Below are 14,824 nucleotides of genomic sequence, written 5' to 3' on the forward strand. Positions count from 1 at the left end.
AACGCGTTTGTGCAGCGTGCTGCGCTGTGCCCCGGCGCGTACCCGCTCAGGGCCCCCACCAGGTCGTCCCCGGGTCACGGTCCGGACACCCGCCCTAGACTCGACACCGTGCTCGACCTCCCTCCGCTCGCCCGCTTCGGCGGCCGCGTCGCCACCGGCCTCCTCGACGTCACCGACGATCCCGCCGCCCTGGACTCCGCCGGTTTCTGGGCCGTCGTCGCCGACTTCGAGGGCCGTCTGGTCTGCGCCCGTTTCGCCGACGTGCACCACGAAGCGGCCCCGGCGGCCCGTCCGGGGGAGTGGCGCGGGCCCGCCGCGGACGCCTGGACCTCCTCGCTGGACCGCGCCGGGTACACGGCCGGAGTGCGCCGCATCCGGGAGTACGTCGCCGCGGGCGAGGTCTACCAGGCCAACCTGTGCCGGGTCCTGTCGGCCCCCGTCCCGCCCGGCGCCGACGTCGACGCGCTCACCGCGCTGCTCGCCCGCGGCAACCCGGCCCCGTACGCCGGAACGATCCGGCTGCCCGAGTACGGGGTGGAGATCGCCACCGCGTCGCCCGAGCTGTTCCTGCGCCGGGACGGGCGGACCGTGGAGTCCGGGCCGATCAAGGGCACCGGGCGCACCGAGGCGGACCTCCTGGAGAAGGACTACGCCGAGAACGTCATGATCGTCGACCTGGTCCGCAACGACCTGGGCCGGGTCTGCGCCACCGGCACCGTCTCGGTGCCCGATCTGTGCGCGGTGGAGAAGCACCCCGGCCTGGTCCACCTGGTGTCGACGGTCCGCGGCGAGCTGCGCGACGGCGCGGGCTGGCCGGAGCTGCTGGCCGCCGCCTTCCCGCCGGGTTCGGTCACCGGGGCGCCCAAGTCGCGGGCGCTGCGGATCATCGAGGAGCTGGAGACGGCGCCGCGCGGCCCGTACTGCGGCGGTGTCGGCTGGGTGGACGCCGACCGCGGCACCGGCGAGCTGGCCGTCGGCATCCGCACCTTCTGGATCGACCGCTCCGCGGGCCTGCTCCGCTTCGGCACCGGCGCGGGCATCACCTGGGGCTCCGACCCCGAGGCCGAGTGGCGGGAGACCGAGCTGAAGGCGTCCCGGCTGCTCGCGATAGCGTCGGGGACGTACGACGCCGACGGAGGGAATCCGACGTGAAGATCTGGCTCGACGGCGGGCTGAAGGACATCGAGTCCGCGCTCGTCTCCGTCCTCGACCACGGCCTGACCGTGGGCGACGGCATCTTCGAGACCGTGAAGACGGTGGACGGCACCACGTTCGCCCTCACCCGCCACCTCGACCGCCTCACCCGCTCCGCGCGCGGCCTCGGGCTCCCCGACCCCGACCACGACGAGGTCCGCCGCGCCTGCGCCGCCGTCCTCGACGCGAACCCGGCGCCGCTCGGGCGGCTGCGCATCACCTACACCGGCGGCCACGGCCCGCTCGGCTCGGACCGTGGCGAGCACGGCCCCACCCTCGTCGTCGCCCTCGGCGGGACGACCCGCCGCCCCGACTCCACGGCCGTGATCACCGTCCCCTGGACCCGCAACGAGCGCGGCGCCGTCACCGGCCTCAAGACCACCTCGTACGCCGAGAACGTCGTCGCCCTGGCCCGCGCCCACGAACACGGCGCCTCCGAGGCCCTGTTCGGCAACACCGTGGGCCGGCTCTGCGAGGGCACCGGCTCCAACGTGTTCGTCGTCCTCGACGGCGAGATCCACACCCCGCCGCTCGCTTCCGGCTGCCTCGCGGGCATCACCCGCGAGCTGGCGGTGGAGTGGACCGGGGCCCGCGAGACGGATCTGCCGCTCGACGTGCTGGAGCGCGCCGACGAGGTGTTCCTGACCTCCACCCTGCGCGACGTGCAGGCCGTGCACCGGGTCGACGACCGTGAACTCCCGGGCGCGGAGGGCCCGGTGACCGCGAAGGCGATGCGGATCTTCGCGGAGCGGGCCGCCGACGACCTCGATCCCTGAGACGCCGACGATCTCGTCCCCAGAGGCGCCGGAGGGCGCCGACGGGGTAGGACTCCCGTGATGACCACGACCCTGCGGCCGACCGAGCCGCTCCAGCGCGCCGACGGCGGGGCACTGTCCCGCGCCTTCCAGGTCTGCGTGAACAGTCGCCCGGTGGGCACCGTCCACCTCTCCACCCACCCGGAGTTCGGCCCCGCCGTCGCGCGCGTCGACGACCTGCGCATCGAGGAACCCGACCGGGGCCGCGGGCGGGGCGCGGTGGCCGCGCTCGCCGCCGAGGAGGTAGCCCGCGGCTGGGGCTGCCGACGCGTCGAGATCCGCGTCCCTGCCGAGGCGGAGGGCGCCCTGCGGCTGGCGACCGCGCTCGGCTACGTCCACCGCAACCGGGGCCTGGAGAAGCAACTCGGCCCCGTCGCAACCGCGTTGCCGGACGGCGGCCGGGCCCGGCCCATGACGGAGGCGGAGTTCGGGCCCTGGTGGGCGGCGAACCTCGTCGACTACGCCCGTCAGTGGACCCTGCGCGGGGTGCCCGTGGAGGAGGCGCGCGCCAAGGCCGAACGGGACAGCGACCTCCCCGAGGGCCTGGCCACACCGCACCTCCGCTTCCTCGTCCTGGAGCACGAGAACACCCCCGTCGGCACGCTGTGGGGCGCCTTCACCGACACCAAGGCGTTCGTCTACGGCGTCGAGGTGGACGAGGCCTTCCGGGGACACGGGCACGGCCGCACCCTGATGCTGCTCGCCGAACGGGAGGCGCGGGCCGCGGGCCAGGAGACCCTCGGCCTCAACGTCTTCGCCGACAACACCCCCGCCGAGCGCCTGTACGCGTCCCTCGGCTACGTCCCGGTCGGGTACTCGATGTACAAGTCGCTGCTGTGAGCCGCACCCGGAACCGGGGGCGGCGAAGGGGCGGGGAGGAGGGGGTGTGCCTCAGCCCTGTCCGGCGAGCAGCCGGTCCGCGATCTCCTCGATCCGCGCCCGCAGCCCCTCCTGGCTCTTGCCGCCGTCCAGCCGCTCGCCGTCGATGACGTAGGTCGGGGTGCCGGTGACGCCGATGGCCTTGCCCTCGGCCTGGTCGGCGTCCACGATCAGGATGTGCCGGCCGTCGATCAACGCCGTGTCGAACTCCTCGGCGTCCAGGCCGAGTCCGGCGGCCACCTCGACCAGAAGGGCCTCGCCCCGGCGGTCCAGCTCCTCGGCCCGGCCCAGCACGGCCTCGACGTACTCCCAGCCCTTGCCCTGTTCGGCGGCCTCCTCGGCGGCCTGCGCGGCGGCGAAGGAGTGCCGGTGCTTCTCCAGCGGGAAGTGCCGCAGCCGCAGCTCCAGCCGGTCCCCGAAACGCTCACGCAGGATGTGCAGATCGGTCAGGGCGGTCCGGCAGTCCGTGCACTGCAACTCGCACCAGACGTCCAGGACGGGCGCCGGGACCGAACCGGAGGACGCGGCGGAGGCGGGGGAGGAGTCGTTCATGCGCCCAGTCTCCCAGCCCGCGCCGCCTCCCCGTCCCGTAGGGGCCACCGGGGTCGTACGCGGGGACCGGCACCTGGGGAGGAGCCGACCCGGAGATGTCCCTGATGTCCGGCTGAGGCATGGCCCGAGGGTGCCCGGGAGGTGCAGGATGGAGGGGACGAAGCGGCGCCGCGTCCCGGCGTGGCCCTGCTTCCGTACCGTGTGCCGATGCCCTGTGCCTGGAGGACCGGATGATTGCCGAGACCGTCTGTTCCGCCGTCGCCGCGGCCGGCCTGGGCATCGCGGCGGTCACCGCGTACCGCAAGCGCTGGCTCGCCGCCGCCCGCGTCGCGGCCTACGCCCTGATCCCGCTGGGCCTGGTGATGACCGGCGTCGTGGAGTGGGCCGCCGACACCGCGTTCAGCCCCGTCGCCTGGGCGGGCTTCGGGGTGCTCGGCGCCGCCTGGGCCCTGTTCGCGACGACCCGCGCCGTCGAGCGCCGCAGAGGCGTCACCACCCGCAAGGAACGCCGGGCCGCGGCACGAGCGGCCTCCGCCTCCGCCGACCCCGTGGCTCCGGCCGCCTCGGCGCCCGCGCTGGGCCGCAAGGCCCCGGCTCCGGCCGCCCGTCCCGCCGCCGCGCCCAGAACCGGCGCCCCGGCCGCCTCGGACGACTTCAGCGACATCGAGGCCATCCTCAAGAAGCACGGCATCTGACCGGAAGCACGGCGTCCGACCTCGGCCGGGCCCGCCGGGAGCCTCCAGGGGTGAAACGACACAGTCGGGCACCCACCCGCGCGAAAACGATCACGGCCGGGAAGGGTCCTCACGGAATTCGGCGCACCACCGCTCAACTCGGGCGGGGTGATCGCGGGGGCGGTCCCGCCTGCGTCATCATCGCGGCGAGATGCTGGACACGACACAGAGCGACGCCGCGCCCCCTCAGGACGAGCCGCGCGGGTGCCTTTTCGCCCTTTCCCAGCCACCGCTGATGATCTTCCTTGCGGTGATCGGGTGTCTGCTGCTCATGGCTGCGCTGCACGACCTGCTGCTGCTCTGAGCCGTACCCGCGGTCCCCGGCGCCACCCGCCGGGGCCGCGTCGGCATCGACCCGACCCGACCCGACCCGATCCGGCGCGGCCGGTCAGCCGGTCGCCTCCTTGCGGCGCGCCCGGTAGGCGGCCACGTGCAGACGGTTGCCGCAGGTCCGGCTGTCGCAGTAGCGGCGGGACCGGTTGCGCGACAGGTCGACGAAGGCGCGTCGGCAGTCCGGTGCCTCGCAGCGCCGCAGCCGCTCCTGCTCCCCGGCGACCACGAAGAACGCCAGGGCCATCCCGCAGTCCGCCGCGAGGTGGTCGGCGACGGAGGCGCCCGGCGCGAAGTAGTGCACGTGCCAGTCGTAGCCGTCGTGGTCGGTGAGCCGGGGCGTGGTGCCCGCGGCGGCGACCAGCTCGTTGATCAGACCCGCCGCCACCCGGGCCTCGGACGCCGCGAAGATCCTCGCGAACCGCGCACGGACCTTGCGTACGGCGGACAGGTCGAACTCGGAGAGCACGCCGATGTCACTGATCTCATGCTTTCGTACGAAATCCGCGAGCGTGGCGACATCCGGCAGTCCGTCCGGGGTGACGTCGTCCTCCGGTGCGGTGTTCACCAGATCCACCACGGCATCGAGCGCACACCGGGTGTCGTGGGTGATCAGCACGTTTCGCTCCCTGGCCTGTGGGTCGGGCGGGCGCCCGCCGATGCTGGCCGATGGTAGTCGTACCGGGCGCCGCGGCGGCCGGTCGCCGGGCCCGGATTTCCCGGGGTCGCCGCGGGCGCGGCCCCGTACGCGCGCCGGCGCCGCGCCACGGAGACCCGTGGCGCGGCGCCGGCGTGTGCCCTATGCGGTTGTGTCCGGGCCCGAGCCGTCTCCCCGAGTGGACGGCGCCGGGCGGCTCGGTGAACGCCTCGCCCTAGCTCTCCGCCAGGATGTGCGAGAGTTCTTGGTCGAGGTCGAAGTGGCGGTGCTCCGTGCCCGGGGGCACGGCCGCGTCCGTCCGCTTCAGGAAGGATTCCAGGGCCCGCGCCGGGGCCTCCAGCAGGGCCTCCCCCTCGGGGGAGCTGAGGGCGATGCACACGACGCCCTGACCGTGACTGCGCGACGGCCAGACGCGGACGTCGCCGGTTCCCGTGGGTCGGTGGAGGCCCTCCGCGAGCAGATCGCGGGCGAACACCCATTCGACTGTTTCCTCGGCTCCGGTGTGGAAGGTGGCGTGCACGGCGTAGGGGTCGGCCGTGTCGTACCGCAGGCCTGCGGGGACAGGCAGGGAGGACTCGCTCGACACAACGAGGCGCAGGTGCAGCTCGCAGCTGACCGTGGTGTTCATAAGCGCCAGGGCCTTTCGCTCAGTGTGCGCTCGGGGATTCGCACGTCGGCGAAATCGACATGCCACCTACGGTGCCGTTGTAAACCCCTCTGCGTGTTTTGCGTGCCTTTACGTAACTCTTCCGGCCGAGAGACCGTTCGCGAAGTACCACCATTACGGTGACCGGAATCTCTCGGGTAGGGTTTGGCCGTATGAATACGGGGAGTGACGAGTCGCGTGAGGCGGCCATGACCGCGAGCGACACGCGGTCCGAGGAGGGCGGCCCCGACCAGGCGCAGCCTCTCGGGTCGCGGGCGCCGGAGTTCATCAAGGCCCGCCGCGTGCTGCATCTGAGCTGGCAGGTCGGGATCTTCGTGGTCGGTCTCGCGGTCGTCGTGGCCGGGATCATCATGCTGCCGCTGCCCGGACCGGGCTGGGTCGTGATCTTCGGCGGCATGGCGATCTGGGCGACCGAGTTCGTCTGGGCCCAGCTGGTGCTGCGCTGGACCAAGCGCAAGGTCACCGAAGCGGCCCAGCGCGCCCTGGACCCCGCGGTCCGGCGGCGCAACATCATCCTGACCTCGGTCGGCCTGGTGATCATCGTGGCGATCGCCGGGTTCTACCTGTGGAAGTTCGGCCTCGTCATGCCCTGGAAGATCAAGGACCAGTGACCTGCGGGGCCGGGCGCCGGTGACCTGCGGCGGAGGCCCCGGCCGGGCCGGAAGGTGGTCACGGGGACCCGCTGACATGGGGTAATGTTCTTCCTGCGTCCGGGCGATTAGCTCAGTGGAAGAGCGCTTCGTTCACACCGAAGAGGTCACTGGTTCGAACCCAGTATCGCCCACCCAGACCGACGGCCCGCCTGCTCACAGCAGGCGGGCCGTCGTCGTACCGCCGCGCGGCGCCGACGGGGCCCACGGGAGGACGCCGGGGGAGCGGACGCCGACGGACGCCGACGGACTCCGACCGATGGTGACGATCTGTTAGGAATAAGTATCCGGGCGCCGAGATCAAGAGGAGCTTTCCGGACCGCTTCGCATTACGGCCGGAGTTCCGGGCCCCGCGGGGACGGAAAAGCGCCGCGGATATTCCGCGGCGCGGTCCCCTTTTCCCGGACTCCGTTTCACGGGGGCCAGTCTGACGGCTAGTCCAGTCTCCCCAGGGCCTCCCGCACGTGCCGCACGTCCCGCAGGCGCCGTTCGTAGGTGGCGCCCAGGGCGAGCAGCAGCAGACCGGCGAGGGCGGGCGGCACCCAGCGCGGCAGCGCGTCGGCCAGCTGGACCAGGTACGGGGCCAGTTCGTGCAGGGCGTCCAGCACGAGGACCCCGCCGCCGAGGACCAGCGGCGCCCGCAGCCGGTACGCGGCGCCGAGCAGCGTGATCGCCATCGCCGCCAGCCCCAGCAGCAGGGGGCGCCGCCAGCCCGCCCCGCCCCAGGCCATGACCAGGCTCGGCACCAGGGTCGCGGCGAGGCCGGGCCCGTACGCCGTCCAGGACGACAGGCGGGGGGCGCTGCGGCGGCGCCAGAGGCCGACGAGCAGCGCGGGGACGGTCACCGGGACGGTGTACGCCTCGGGGAGGGTGACGGTCCAGGCGGCCAGCCGCACCCAGGACGCCAGGACGAACAGGACGACGGCCACCCAGCCGGCCCAGCGCCGGTCGGACCGTACGGCCGTGCCCGCCGCCACCGTCCCCAGCAGCCCGAGGACCAGCGCGAGCTTCGCCGGATCGGTCACCGCCAGCCCGATCGCGACCAGACCGGCGACCGCGCCCGCCACCTCCACCGGCACCGTCGCCGGGGACCGGCCGAGCCGGGCGGCCAGCAGCGCCGCCGCCAGCGGGACCACGAGGACCAGCGGCGCCGTGTGCGCCGGGGACCAGCCCGCCGCCAGGCCCACCGCGCAGGTCAGCGCGGTCGCGTAGGCGAGGGCGGCCGGGGCGGTGACCGGGCGGACCGCGGCGCGCCGGGACAGCACCGCCCACAGCACCGTCAGCGCGGCCAGCACGGTCAGCGTCGCGGACCGGGTGCCCAGCGCCAGCGCCGCCGTCGGCACCGAGGACGCCAGCGCCGGGTACGGCGTCGGACGCAGCGCCGCGACCACCGTCACCGCGCCCAGCACCGACAGGGCGATCCCGTAGGGGAGTTCCAGGACACCGGGCAGGGTCACGGCCGCCGCCCACAGCAGCCAGAGCGCGCCGGTCCGGGCCCGCGTGCGCCAGGTCCCGTCACGGACGGTCAGGGCCAGCGCGGCGGCGACGGCCACCAGGACCACCAGCGCCTGCACGCCGTACGGCGGCCACGGCACGTCCTCGGCCAGCGGGCCCCGGACGTCGGACGGGGCGCCCGACCACGGGTCCGCGACCAGGGCCAGCGGACCCGTCAGCGCGGCGACCACCACCGGCACCGCCCACAGCAGCGCGCCCGCCTGCACCGCGGCACCGGCCCGCACGAGCCCCTGCCGCACCGGCTCCCCGAGGCCCGTCCGCCCGGCCGCCGTCAGCGCGACGGCGAAGGCCAGGAACACGGGCACCGCCCAGCCCGCGGGCAGCAGCACGCGCGGCACGCTCCCGGCCGCTGCCACCAGCAGCAGACCGGAGGCGAGCGCCGTACCCGTCGCGGTCGCCGCCCGCGGCTGCCGCACTGCGGCGGCCAGCGCGATCGCCGCCGCCAGCGCCAGCAGCGCCGCACCCCGCGCGGCAGGAGCGGCGCTCCCGGCCGACCAGGCCAGCCACGTCGCGGCCAGGACACCCCAGCCGCCCACCCCGTAGGCGCCGACCGCGGCGGTGATCCGGACCGCGCGGCCCGGCGCCCGCAGCGCGACCGCCGCGTCCGCCCCGGCCGTCACCAGCAGCGCCGCCGTGATCGCCCACGGCTCCGCGCCCGCCGCCACCGCGCCCAGCGGGAGCGGGAGCTGGGCGGCGGCCAGCGCGGCGGGCCACGGCAGCCGGAGCGCGCCGAGGCCACGGCCGTACGCCGTCCACAGCGCGGCCAGCAGCGTTGCCGCGCCCGCCGCGTACCAGGTGCCGTCCGTGCCGGACAGGGCCGTGGCGTGCAGGGCGTACGCGTCCAGCACCGTCAGCGCCAGACCCAGCCCCGCCACCGTCTCGGCCGTCGAGCGCAGCCCGCGCCGCAGCAGCGCCACCGGCGCGGCCAGCACGCCCACGGTGAGCGTGCCGAGCACCAGCGAGCGCCCCGCGATGCCCAGATGGCCCCAGCTGACCAGGGTGAACGCGATCGCCGCGACGGTCAGCAGGACCCCGCCGAGCAGCAGGAGCACGTTCTGCACCTTCGGCGGGGACGTCTCGGGGCGACCGGGCCCCGGCGGGACGGCCGGGGGCCGGTGCTGCGCGTGCACGGCGGCGACCAGCCAGGCCCGGCGGGCCAGCAACTGGTTCCGGCGCGCGTTCAGTTGCCACAGCTCGGCGTCGACGAGCCGCAGTTCCTCGGCCGGGGGCGGAAGGTGCGTCATGCTCCGGAGTGTGGCTCCGGGGCGCACGCCGTGACATGCGCGCGGCTACTCAGGCACGTACTCAGATCCGGGGATCACCCGGCCACGGGACTGGTGCCCGCCCGGCGGGCAGACTCGGCCCATGGACCGCACGCACCACCACTTCGACAGCCGCTGGCACCTGCCCGCGCCGCCCGCCGTCGTCCACGCCGTGCTGGAACGAGTCGACGAATACCCCCGCTGGTGGCCGCAGGTCCGCTCGGTCACCCGCCTCGACGACGCCACCGGCGTCCTCACCGTCCGCTCCCTGCTGCCCTACACCCTCACCCTCACGGCCCGCGAGACGCGCCGCGACCCGGCCGCCGGGGTGCTGGAGGCGGCGATCAGCGGCGACCTCAAGGGCTGGGCGCGCTGGACGATCACCGCCGACGGCACCGGCAGCCTCGCCCGCTACGAACAGGACGTCGACGTCACCGAGCCGTTCCTGCGCAGGCTCCCCGCCGCGGCACGGCCGCTCCTGCGCGCCAACCACCGCCTGATGATGCGCGCCGGACACCGAGGGCTGCTGCGGCACCTGCGAACGGTTTGAAGGAAACCCGCGGGGGCCTGTATGGTTCAGTCCGTTCCCGGGCGATTAGCTCAGTGGGAGAGCGCTTCGTTCACACCGAAGAGGTCACTGGTTCGAACCCAGTATCGCCCACCGGGAAAAGCCGGTCCGCGCCACGCGGGCCGGCTTTCTTCATGTCCCCGTGCCGTGCGCCGGAGTTCAGGCCGCGGCGGGCAGGGCCGGGCGCAGGGGCCAGGACGTGTCGACCGTCTCCGGGGTGCCCGCGCGGGCGAACCACGCCTGGAGGCCGCGCGCCTGGGCCGCGTGCCACGTCGTCTGGAGCGTGTGCAGCTCCTCCGGGGACAGCCGCTCCAGGCGGGCCGCGAACCGCCGGCCCAGGGCCCGGACCACCTCCAGCGCGGCCAGCGCGTCGGCGGCGGCGTCGTGCGCGTCGGCGAGGGTCACCTCGTAGTGCGCGCACAGGTCCGTCAGGGTGCGGCGGCCCTTGCGGTAGCGGTCCAGATGCTTGTCCAGGACCCTCGGGTCCAGCACCCGCAGCGGCGCCGGGTCCAGCCAGTGCCCCAGCGACGACGCGCGGTGGCGGCGCAGCTCGCGGTCGAGCAGGGTCAGGTCGAACGGCGCGTTCATCACCACCAACGGCCGCCTGGCCGACGCCTGTTCGGCGAGCAGCTCGGCTATCTCGTACATCACCGGCGCGGGCCAGCGGCCGTTGCGCTGGAGATGGTCGTCCGTCAGTCCGTGCACCGCCGTCGCCCCTTCGGGCACCGGCACGCCCGGATTCACCAGCCACCGGCTCACCCGGGGCCGGAAGCCCGGCGCGTCCTGGACGACGAGTGCGGCCGACACGATGCGGTCGGTCTCGACGTCGACGCCCGTCGTCTCCGTGTCGAAGGCCGCCAGCGGCCCCTCGTACCAGCACGTCATACCCACACAACTCCTCGTTCACCGACGGCAGGTGACGTTCCGTCTTCTGCCAGTTCGGTGATACCCGGGCTGTTTGCGCCGTACGCCGGACGGACACAACAGGAGTACGGGTCTTTGCAGTTCAGGGCTCTACGCGGATCTCACCGCGGACTCCTCCCCCCGCCCCCGACGCGGGACTCCCCTTGCCTGGAAGGCTGTTCGGTCATGGCGACAGCGCAGCCCGAGCGGAGCGGGCTGCTGCCCGGACGCACGGGCCCCCAACGCGGCACCCTCGCCACCACCGCCTGCATGGAGACCTTGCAGGTGGCCTATCTCCACGCGGTCGCGGCGGCCGCCGGGTGCTCCCTGTCCCAGCCGTTCCCCGACAACGGCATCGACTGGCACGTCAGCCACAGCGCGCCCGGCCACACCGTGGACGACGAGGTCACCATCAAGGTGCAGCTGAAGGCCACCTACCAGCTCGCACCGCACCCGCCGGGCCGCTCCTTCTCGTTCACGCTCGACAACGACCACCTGCGCAAGCTCGCCCGCACCCCGGTCTCCGTGCACAAGATCCTCGTCGTGATGATCGTCCCCCGGTCCCAGGACCAGTGGCTGCGGGCCGGACACGACCGGCTCGACCTGCGGCACTGCTGCTACTGGGTCAACCTCGCCGGACACCCGGTCACCGGCCGGACCCGGACCACCGTGCGGATACCGACCGCGCGCATCTTCGACGACCGCGCGCTGTGCGAGATCATGACGCGGGTCGGGACGGGAGGCAGACCGTGACGCACCGCCCGCTCGACGGACCCCTCCGGGCCGTACGGCCGCACCCCGCCGACCCCGCCTGGCACCGGACCCCCGACCCCGCCGACGTCGACCCCGCCGTCCTCGGCGCGCTGCTGCGCCGCCACGGCTGGCAGCGGCGCGGCGGCGCCCCCGGCCGCTACGGCCGCTGGACCCCGCCCGGCCCCGGCGCGGGCGCCACCAGCCTCCTCGTACCCGAGAACCGCGCCTTCCCCGACAGCGACGACCTGCTCGCCGAGGCGCTCCAGGCGCTCCGGCGCAGCCCCACGCCCGCCGCGCGCGAGGTGCTGGTCGCCCTCGCCGTGCCCAGCGACGAGATCCGCTGGTGGCGTGACGTCCCGGCCGGGCCCGCCGAGGCGGCGGGCGCCGCGTCCTGGGCCGTCGAGGAGCACCTGCGCGGCGCGGCCCGGCAGATGCTGCTCGCCGGGGCGCTCGCCACCCGCGCGCGGGCCGGGTACCACGGGGCCCGTCACCGCCGTCCCGCCGCCGCCGTCCTGGACGCCGTCCTCGTCGGCGGCGCGGGCGGCGGGCGCAGCCTCACCGCGTTCGCGCCCGTCACCGCCGCCCGCCCCCTCGCCGTACGCCTCCACCAGGCGCTCCACGCCGTCCGCGAGGCCGTCGACTACCAGCGCGCCACCGGCGGTATGGACGCCTTCGACGCGGCGGTCGAGGCCGGTGTCAGCCGCGAGCTGACCGAGTCGCTGATCTCCCTCGCGCGCGGCACCGAGGGCGCCCGCGTCGCCGTGCAGTGGGCGCCCGCGGCCGGGGTCCCCGAGGACTGCGCCGCCTCCGGGGAGCCCGTCGAGTTCTCGCCCGGCGACCTGCCCGCCCTGCGCGAGGCGGGCGCCCGCTATCTGCGCGAGGAGCCCTCCGTCGCCGTACGGATCACCGGCACGGTGGAGCGGATGCGGCGCTCCGGGCCGCGCGGCGAGGGCAGCGTCCGGCTGCGGGTGATCGCCGGGGCGGAGATCCCGCACGTGCGGCTCACCCTCGACGAGGAGGACTACCGCATCGCCGGGCAGGCCCACCTCGTCGGCCTCCCGGTACGGCTCCGGGGCCGCCTGGAGAGCCGCGGCGGCTTCCGCCGCGTCACCGGGGCGCGCGACGTCGTCCCCGTCCAGGTCGACGAGGCCGAACGCGACCGCCTGATGAAGTCCCTCCAGGAGAACGTGGACTTCTTCGAGGAGGCCTGCGGAGGGGAGTGAGCGGTTCCGGGAGACGTGCCGTGTCGGCCGTCGACCCGGAGATACCGTTTCGCGGTCAGGGGGCCCGGGTCGGTACGATCGGCGGATGCGCGCGTCCCCGGTATGGCGCCGCATTCCCCCTTCAGTCAGGAGAGACCGGTGTCAGACGTCCGTGTGATCATCCAACGCGATTCCGAGCGGGAAGAGCGCACGGTGACGACGGGCACCACGGCCGCCGACCTCTTCGCGGACCGGCGCTCGATCGTCGCCGCGCGCGTGGGCGGCGAGCTGAAGGACCTGGCGTACGAGGTGCGCGACGGCGAGACCGTCGAGGGCGTCGAGATCACCTCCGAGGACGGTCTCGCGATCCTGCGCCACTCCACCGCGCACGTCATGGCGCAGGCCGTGCAGGAGCTGTTCCCCGAGGCCAAGCTCGGCATCGGCCCGCCCGTCAAGGACGGCTTCTACTACGACTTCGACGTGGAGAAGCCCTTCCACCCCGACGACCTCAAGGCCGTCGAGAAGAAGATGCAGGAGATCCAGAAGCGCGGCCAGCGCTTCTCGCGCCGCGTCGTCACCGACGACGAGGCCCGCGCCGAGCTGGCCGACGAGCCGTACAAGCTGGAGCTGGTCGGACTCAAGGGCTCCGCCTCGCACGACGACGGCGCGGACGTCGAGGTCGGCGCGGGCGAGCTGACGATCTACGACAACCTGGACCCGAAGACCGGCGAGCTGTGCTGGAAGGACCTCTGCCGGGGTCCGCACCTGCCCTCCACCCGCCTCATCCCGGCGTTCAAGCTGATGCGCAACGCGGCCGCCTACTGGCGCGGCAGCGAGAAGAACCCCATGCTCCAGCGCATCTACGGCACCGCCTGGCCGTCCAAGGACGAGCTGAAGGCGTACCTCGACTTCCTCGCCGAGGCGGAGAAGCGCGACCACCGCAAGCTGGGCAGCGAACTCGACCTGTTCTCCATCCCGGAGCAGATCGGGTCCGGCCTCGCCGTCTTCCACCCCAAGGGCGGCGTCATCCGCCGGGTCATGGAGGACTACTCGCGCCGCCGCCACGAGGAGGAGGGCTACGAGTTCGTCTACACCCCGCACGCGACGAAGGGGAAGCTCTTCGAGACCTCGGGCCACCTGGACTGGTACGCCGACGGCATGTACCCGCCCATGCAGCTCGACGAGGGCGTGGACTACTACCTCAAGCCCATGAACTGCCCGATGCACAACCTGATCTTCGACGCGCGCGGCCGCTCCTACCGCGAACTGCCGCTGCGCCTCTTCGAGTTCGGGACCGTGTACCGGTACGAGAAGTCGGGCGTCGTGCACGGCCTGACCCGCGCCCGCGGCTTCACCCAGGACGACGCCCACATCTACTGCACCCGTGAGCAGATGTCGGAGGAACTGGACAAGACCCTCACCTTCGTCCTCAACCTCCTGCGCGACTACGGCCTCACCGACTTCTACCTGGAGCTGTCCACCAAGGACCCGGAGAAGTTCGTCGGCTCGGACGAGGCCTGGGAGGAGGCGACCGAGACGCTCCGCCAGGTCGCCGAGAAGCAGGGCCTGCCGCTGGTGCCCGACCCGGGCGGCGCCGCCTTCTACGGCCCGAAGATCTCCGTCCAGACGAAGGACGCCATCGGCCGCACCTGGCAGATGTCGACCATCCAGCTCGACTTCAACCTGCCGGAGCGCTTCGACCTGGAGTACACCGGCGCGGACGGCGCGAAGCAGCGCCCGGTCATGATCCACCGCGCCCTGTTCGGCTCCATCGAGCGGTTCTTCGCCGTCCTGCTGGAGCACTACGCGGGCGCCTTCCCGGCGTGGCTCGCGCCGGTGCAGGCGATCGGCATCCCGATCGGCGACGCGCACGTCGAGTACCTGGAGAAGTTCGCCGCCGCCGCCAAGCGGCAGGGGCTGCGGGTGGAGGTCGACTCCTCCTCCGACCGGATGCAGAAGAAGATCCGCAACGCCCAGAAGCAGAAGGTGCCCTTCATGGTCATCGCGGGCGACGAGGACATGTCCGGTGGCTCGGTCTCCTTCCGCTACCGCGACGGCTCCCAGGAGAACGGCATCCCGTTCGACGAGGCCATCGCCAAGATCGCCAAGGTGGTCGAGGAGCGGACGCAGGTCTGACACGTC

Annotated in this window: 15 protein-coding genes and 2 tRNA genes; 12 read left to right on the plus strand and 5 right to left on the minus strand. The window is 73.8% G+C overall.

Annotated elements, in window-relative coordinates:
• The first annotated feature begins 108 nt into the window (after window positions 1-108).
• Genes ACIQPQ_RS18340 through ACIQPQ_RS18350 form a run of 3 tightly spaced genes read left to right on the plus strand, consistent with a single transcriptional unit; the run spans window position 109 to window position 2,849 of the window.
• On the plus strand, window positions 109-1,152 hold the full coding sequence (locus ACIQPQ_RS18340) for a chorismate-binding protein (protein ID WP_401305000.1): 1,044 nt from the start codon (window positions 109-111) through the stop codon (window positions 1,150-1,152).
• Entirely contained in the window at window positions 1,149-1,970 is an 822-nt protein-coding gene (locus ACIQPQ_RS18345; protein ID WP_401305002.1) for an aminotransferase class IV, read from the plus strand. The genes ACIQPQ_RS18340 and ACIQPQ_RS18345 overlap by 4 nt, the downstream gene beginning before the upstream one ends.
• 60 nt (window positions 1,971-2,030) lie before the next feature.
• Window positions 2,031-2,849 (plus strand): GNAT family N-acetyltransferase, encoded by an 819-nt coding sequence (locus ACIQPQ_RS18350; protein ID WP_401305004.1) that lies wholly within the window; start codon window positions 2,031-2,033, stop codon window positions 2,847-2,849.
• Window positions 2,850-2,900: 51 nt separating this feature from the next.
• On the opposite strand, the gene ACIQPQ_RS18355 is transcribed toward ACIQPQ_RS18350, so the two are convergent.
• A complete protein-coding gene (locus tag ACIQPQ_RS18355) occupies window positions 2,901-3,440 on the minus strand; it encodes a DsbA family protein (RefSeq protein WP_401305006.1) in 540 nt (179 codons plus the stop codon).
• 230 nt (window positions 3,441-3,670) lie between these two features.
• On the opposite strand from ACIQPQ_RS18355, the gene ACIQPQ_RS18360 reads away from it, so the two are divergent.
• Both ACIQPQ_RS18360 and ACIQPQ_RS18365 read left to right on the plus strand, forming a co-directional pair.
• The gene (locus ACIQPQ_RS18360) at window positions 3,671-4,135 is read left to right on the plus strand and encodes a hypothetical protein (protein WP_401305008.1); all 465 of its coding nucleotides are present in this window, start codon (window positions 3,671-3,673) and stop codon (window positions 4,133-4,135) included.
• A 190-nt stretch (window positions 4,136-4,325) separates the two neighbouring features.
• Window positions 4,326-4,478, plus strand: a complete 153-nt coding sequence (locus ACIQPQ_RS18365; RefSeq protein ID WP_020138043.1) for a hypothetical protein — start codon at window positions 4,326-4,328, stop codon at window positions 4,476-4,478.
• Between the two features lie 84 nt (window positions 4,479-4,562).
• Here the strand turns inward: ACIQPQ_RS18365 and ACIQPQ_RS18370 are convergent, their stop codons facing one another.
• The gene (locus ACIQPQ_RS18370; RefSeq protein WP_401305009.1) at window positions 4,563-5,123 is read right to left on the minus strand and encodes a CGNR zinc finger domain-containing protein; all 561 of its coding nucleotides are present in this window, start codon (window positions 5,121-5,123) and stop codon (window positions 4,563-4,565) included.
• Between the two features lie 253 nt (window positions 5,124-5,376).
• A complete protein-coding gene (locus ACIQPQ_RS18375; RefSeq protein WP_004002642.1) occupies window positions 5,377-5,790 on the minus strand; it encodes an SsgA family sporulation/cell division regulator in 414 nt (137 codons plus the stop codon).
• Window positions 5,791-5,981: 191 nt separating this feature from the next.
• Between ACIQPQ_RS18375 and ACIQPQ_RS18380 the strand changes: the two genes are divergently transcribed.
• Together ACIQPQ_RS18380 and ACIQPQ_RS18385 are read left to right on the plus strand one after the other, a co-directional pair.
• Window positions 5,982-6,440, plus strand: a complete 459-nt coding sequence (locus tag ACIQPQ_RS18380; protein WP_401305011.1) for a TIGR02611 family protein — start codon at window positions 5,982-5,984, stop codon at window positions 6,438-6,440.
• A 101-nt stretch (window positions 6,441-6,541) separates the two neighbouring features.
• Window positions 6,542-6,613 (plus strand) — tRNA-Val (locus tag ACIQPQ_RS18385).
• A 300-nt stretch (window positions 6,614-6,913) separates the two neighbouring features.
• Here ACIQPQ_RS18385 and ACIQPQ_RS18390 read toward each other — a convergent pair.
• Window positions 6,914-9,238, minus strand: a complete 2,325-nt coding sequence (locus ACIQPQ_RS18390) for an SCO7613 C-terminal domain-containing membrane protein (RefSeq protein WP_401305013.1) — start codon at window positions 9,236-9,238, stop codon at window positions 6,914-6,916.
• Window positions 9,239-9,359: 121 nt separating this feature from the next.
• Between ACIQPQ_RS18390 and ACIQPQ_RS18395 the strand changes: the two genes are divergently transcribed.
• Both ACIQPQ_RS18395 and ACIQPQ_RS18400 read left to right on the plus strand, forming a co-directional pair.
• Complete coding sequence (locus tag ACIQPQ_RS18395) at window positions 9,360-9,806, plus strand: SRPBCC family protein (RefSeq protein WP_401305015.1); 447 nt, start codon at window positions 9,360-9,362, stop codon at window positions 9,804-9,806.
• Window positions 9,807-9,845: 39 nt separating this feature from the next.
• Window positions 9,846-9,917: transfer RNA gene (locus ACIQPQ_RS18400), tRNA-Val, on the plus strand.
• A gap of 66 nt (window positions 9,918-9,983) precedes the next feature.
• Here the strand turns inward: ACIQPQ_RS18400 and ACIQPQ_RS18405 are convergent.
• A complete protein-coding gene (locus tag ACIQPQ_RS18405) occupies window positions 9,984-10,709 on the minus strand; it encodes a 3'-5' exonuclease (protein ID WP_383772511.1) in 726 nt (241 codons plus the stop codon).
• Between the two features lie 204 nt (window positions 10,710-10,913).
• Between ACIQPQ_RS18405 and ACIQPQ_RS18410 the strand changes: the two genes are divergently transcribed.
• The 3 genes from ACIQPQ_RS18410 (at window position 10,914) to thrS (ending at window position 14,818) form a co-directional block, all read left to right on the plus strand.
• On the plus strand, window positions 10,914-11,480 hold the full coding sequence (locus ACIQPQ_RS18410) for a DUF4365 domain-containing protein (protein WP_383772512.1): 567 nt from the start codon (window positions 10,914-10,916) through the stop codon (window positions 11,478-11,480).
• The gene (locus ACIQPQ_RS18415; RefSeq protein ID WP_401305017.1) at window positions 11,477-12,703 is read left to right on the plus strand and encodes a hypothetical protein; all 1,227 of its coding nucleotides are present in this window, start codon (window positions 11,477-11,479) and stop codon (window positions 12,701-12,703) included. The genes ACIQPQ_RS18410 and ACIQPQ_RS18415 overlap by 4 nt, the downstream gene beginning before the upstream one ends.
• Before the next feature lie 138 nt (window positions 12,704-12,841).
• Window positions 12,842-14,818 (plus strand): threonine--tRNA ligase, encoded by a 1,977-nt coding sequence (gene thrS / locus ACIQPQ_RS18420; RefSeq protein ID WP_401305018.1) that lies wholly within the window; start codon window positions 12,842-12,844, stop codon window positions 14,816-14,818.
• Window positions 14,819-14,824: the final 6 nt, after the last annotated feature.

The sequence above is a fragment of the Streptomyces sp. NPDC091281 genome, from assembly GCF_044757425.1.
Taxonomy (GTDB): Bacteria; Actinomycetota; Actinomycetes; order Streptomycetales; family Streptomycetaceae; genus Streptomyces.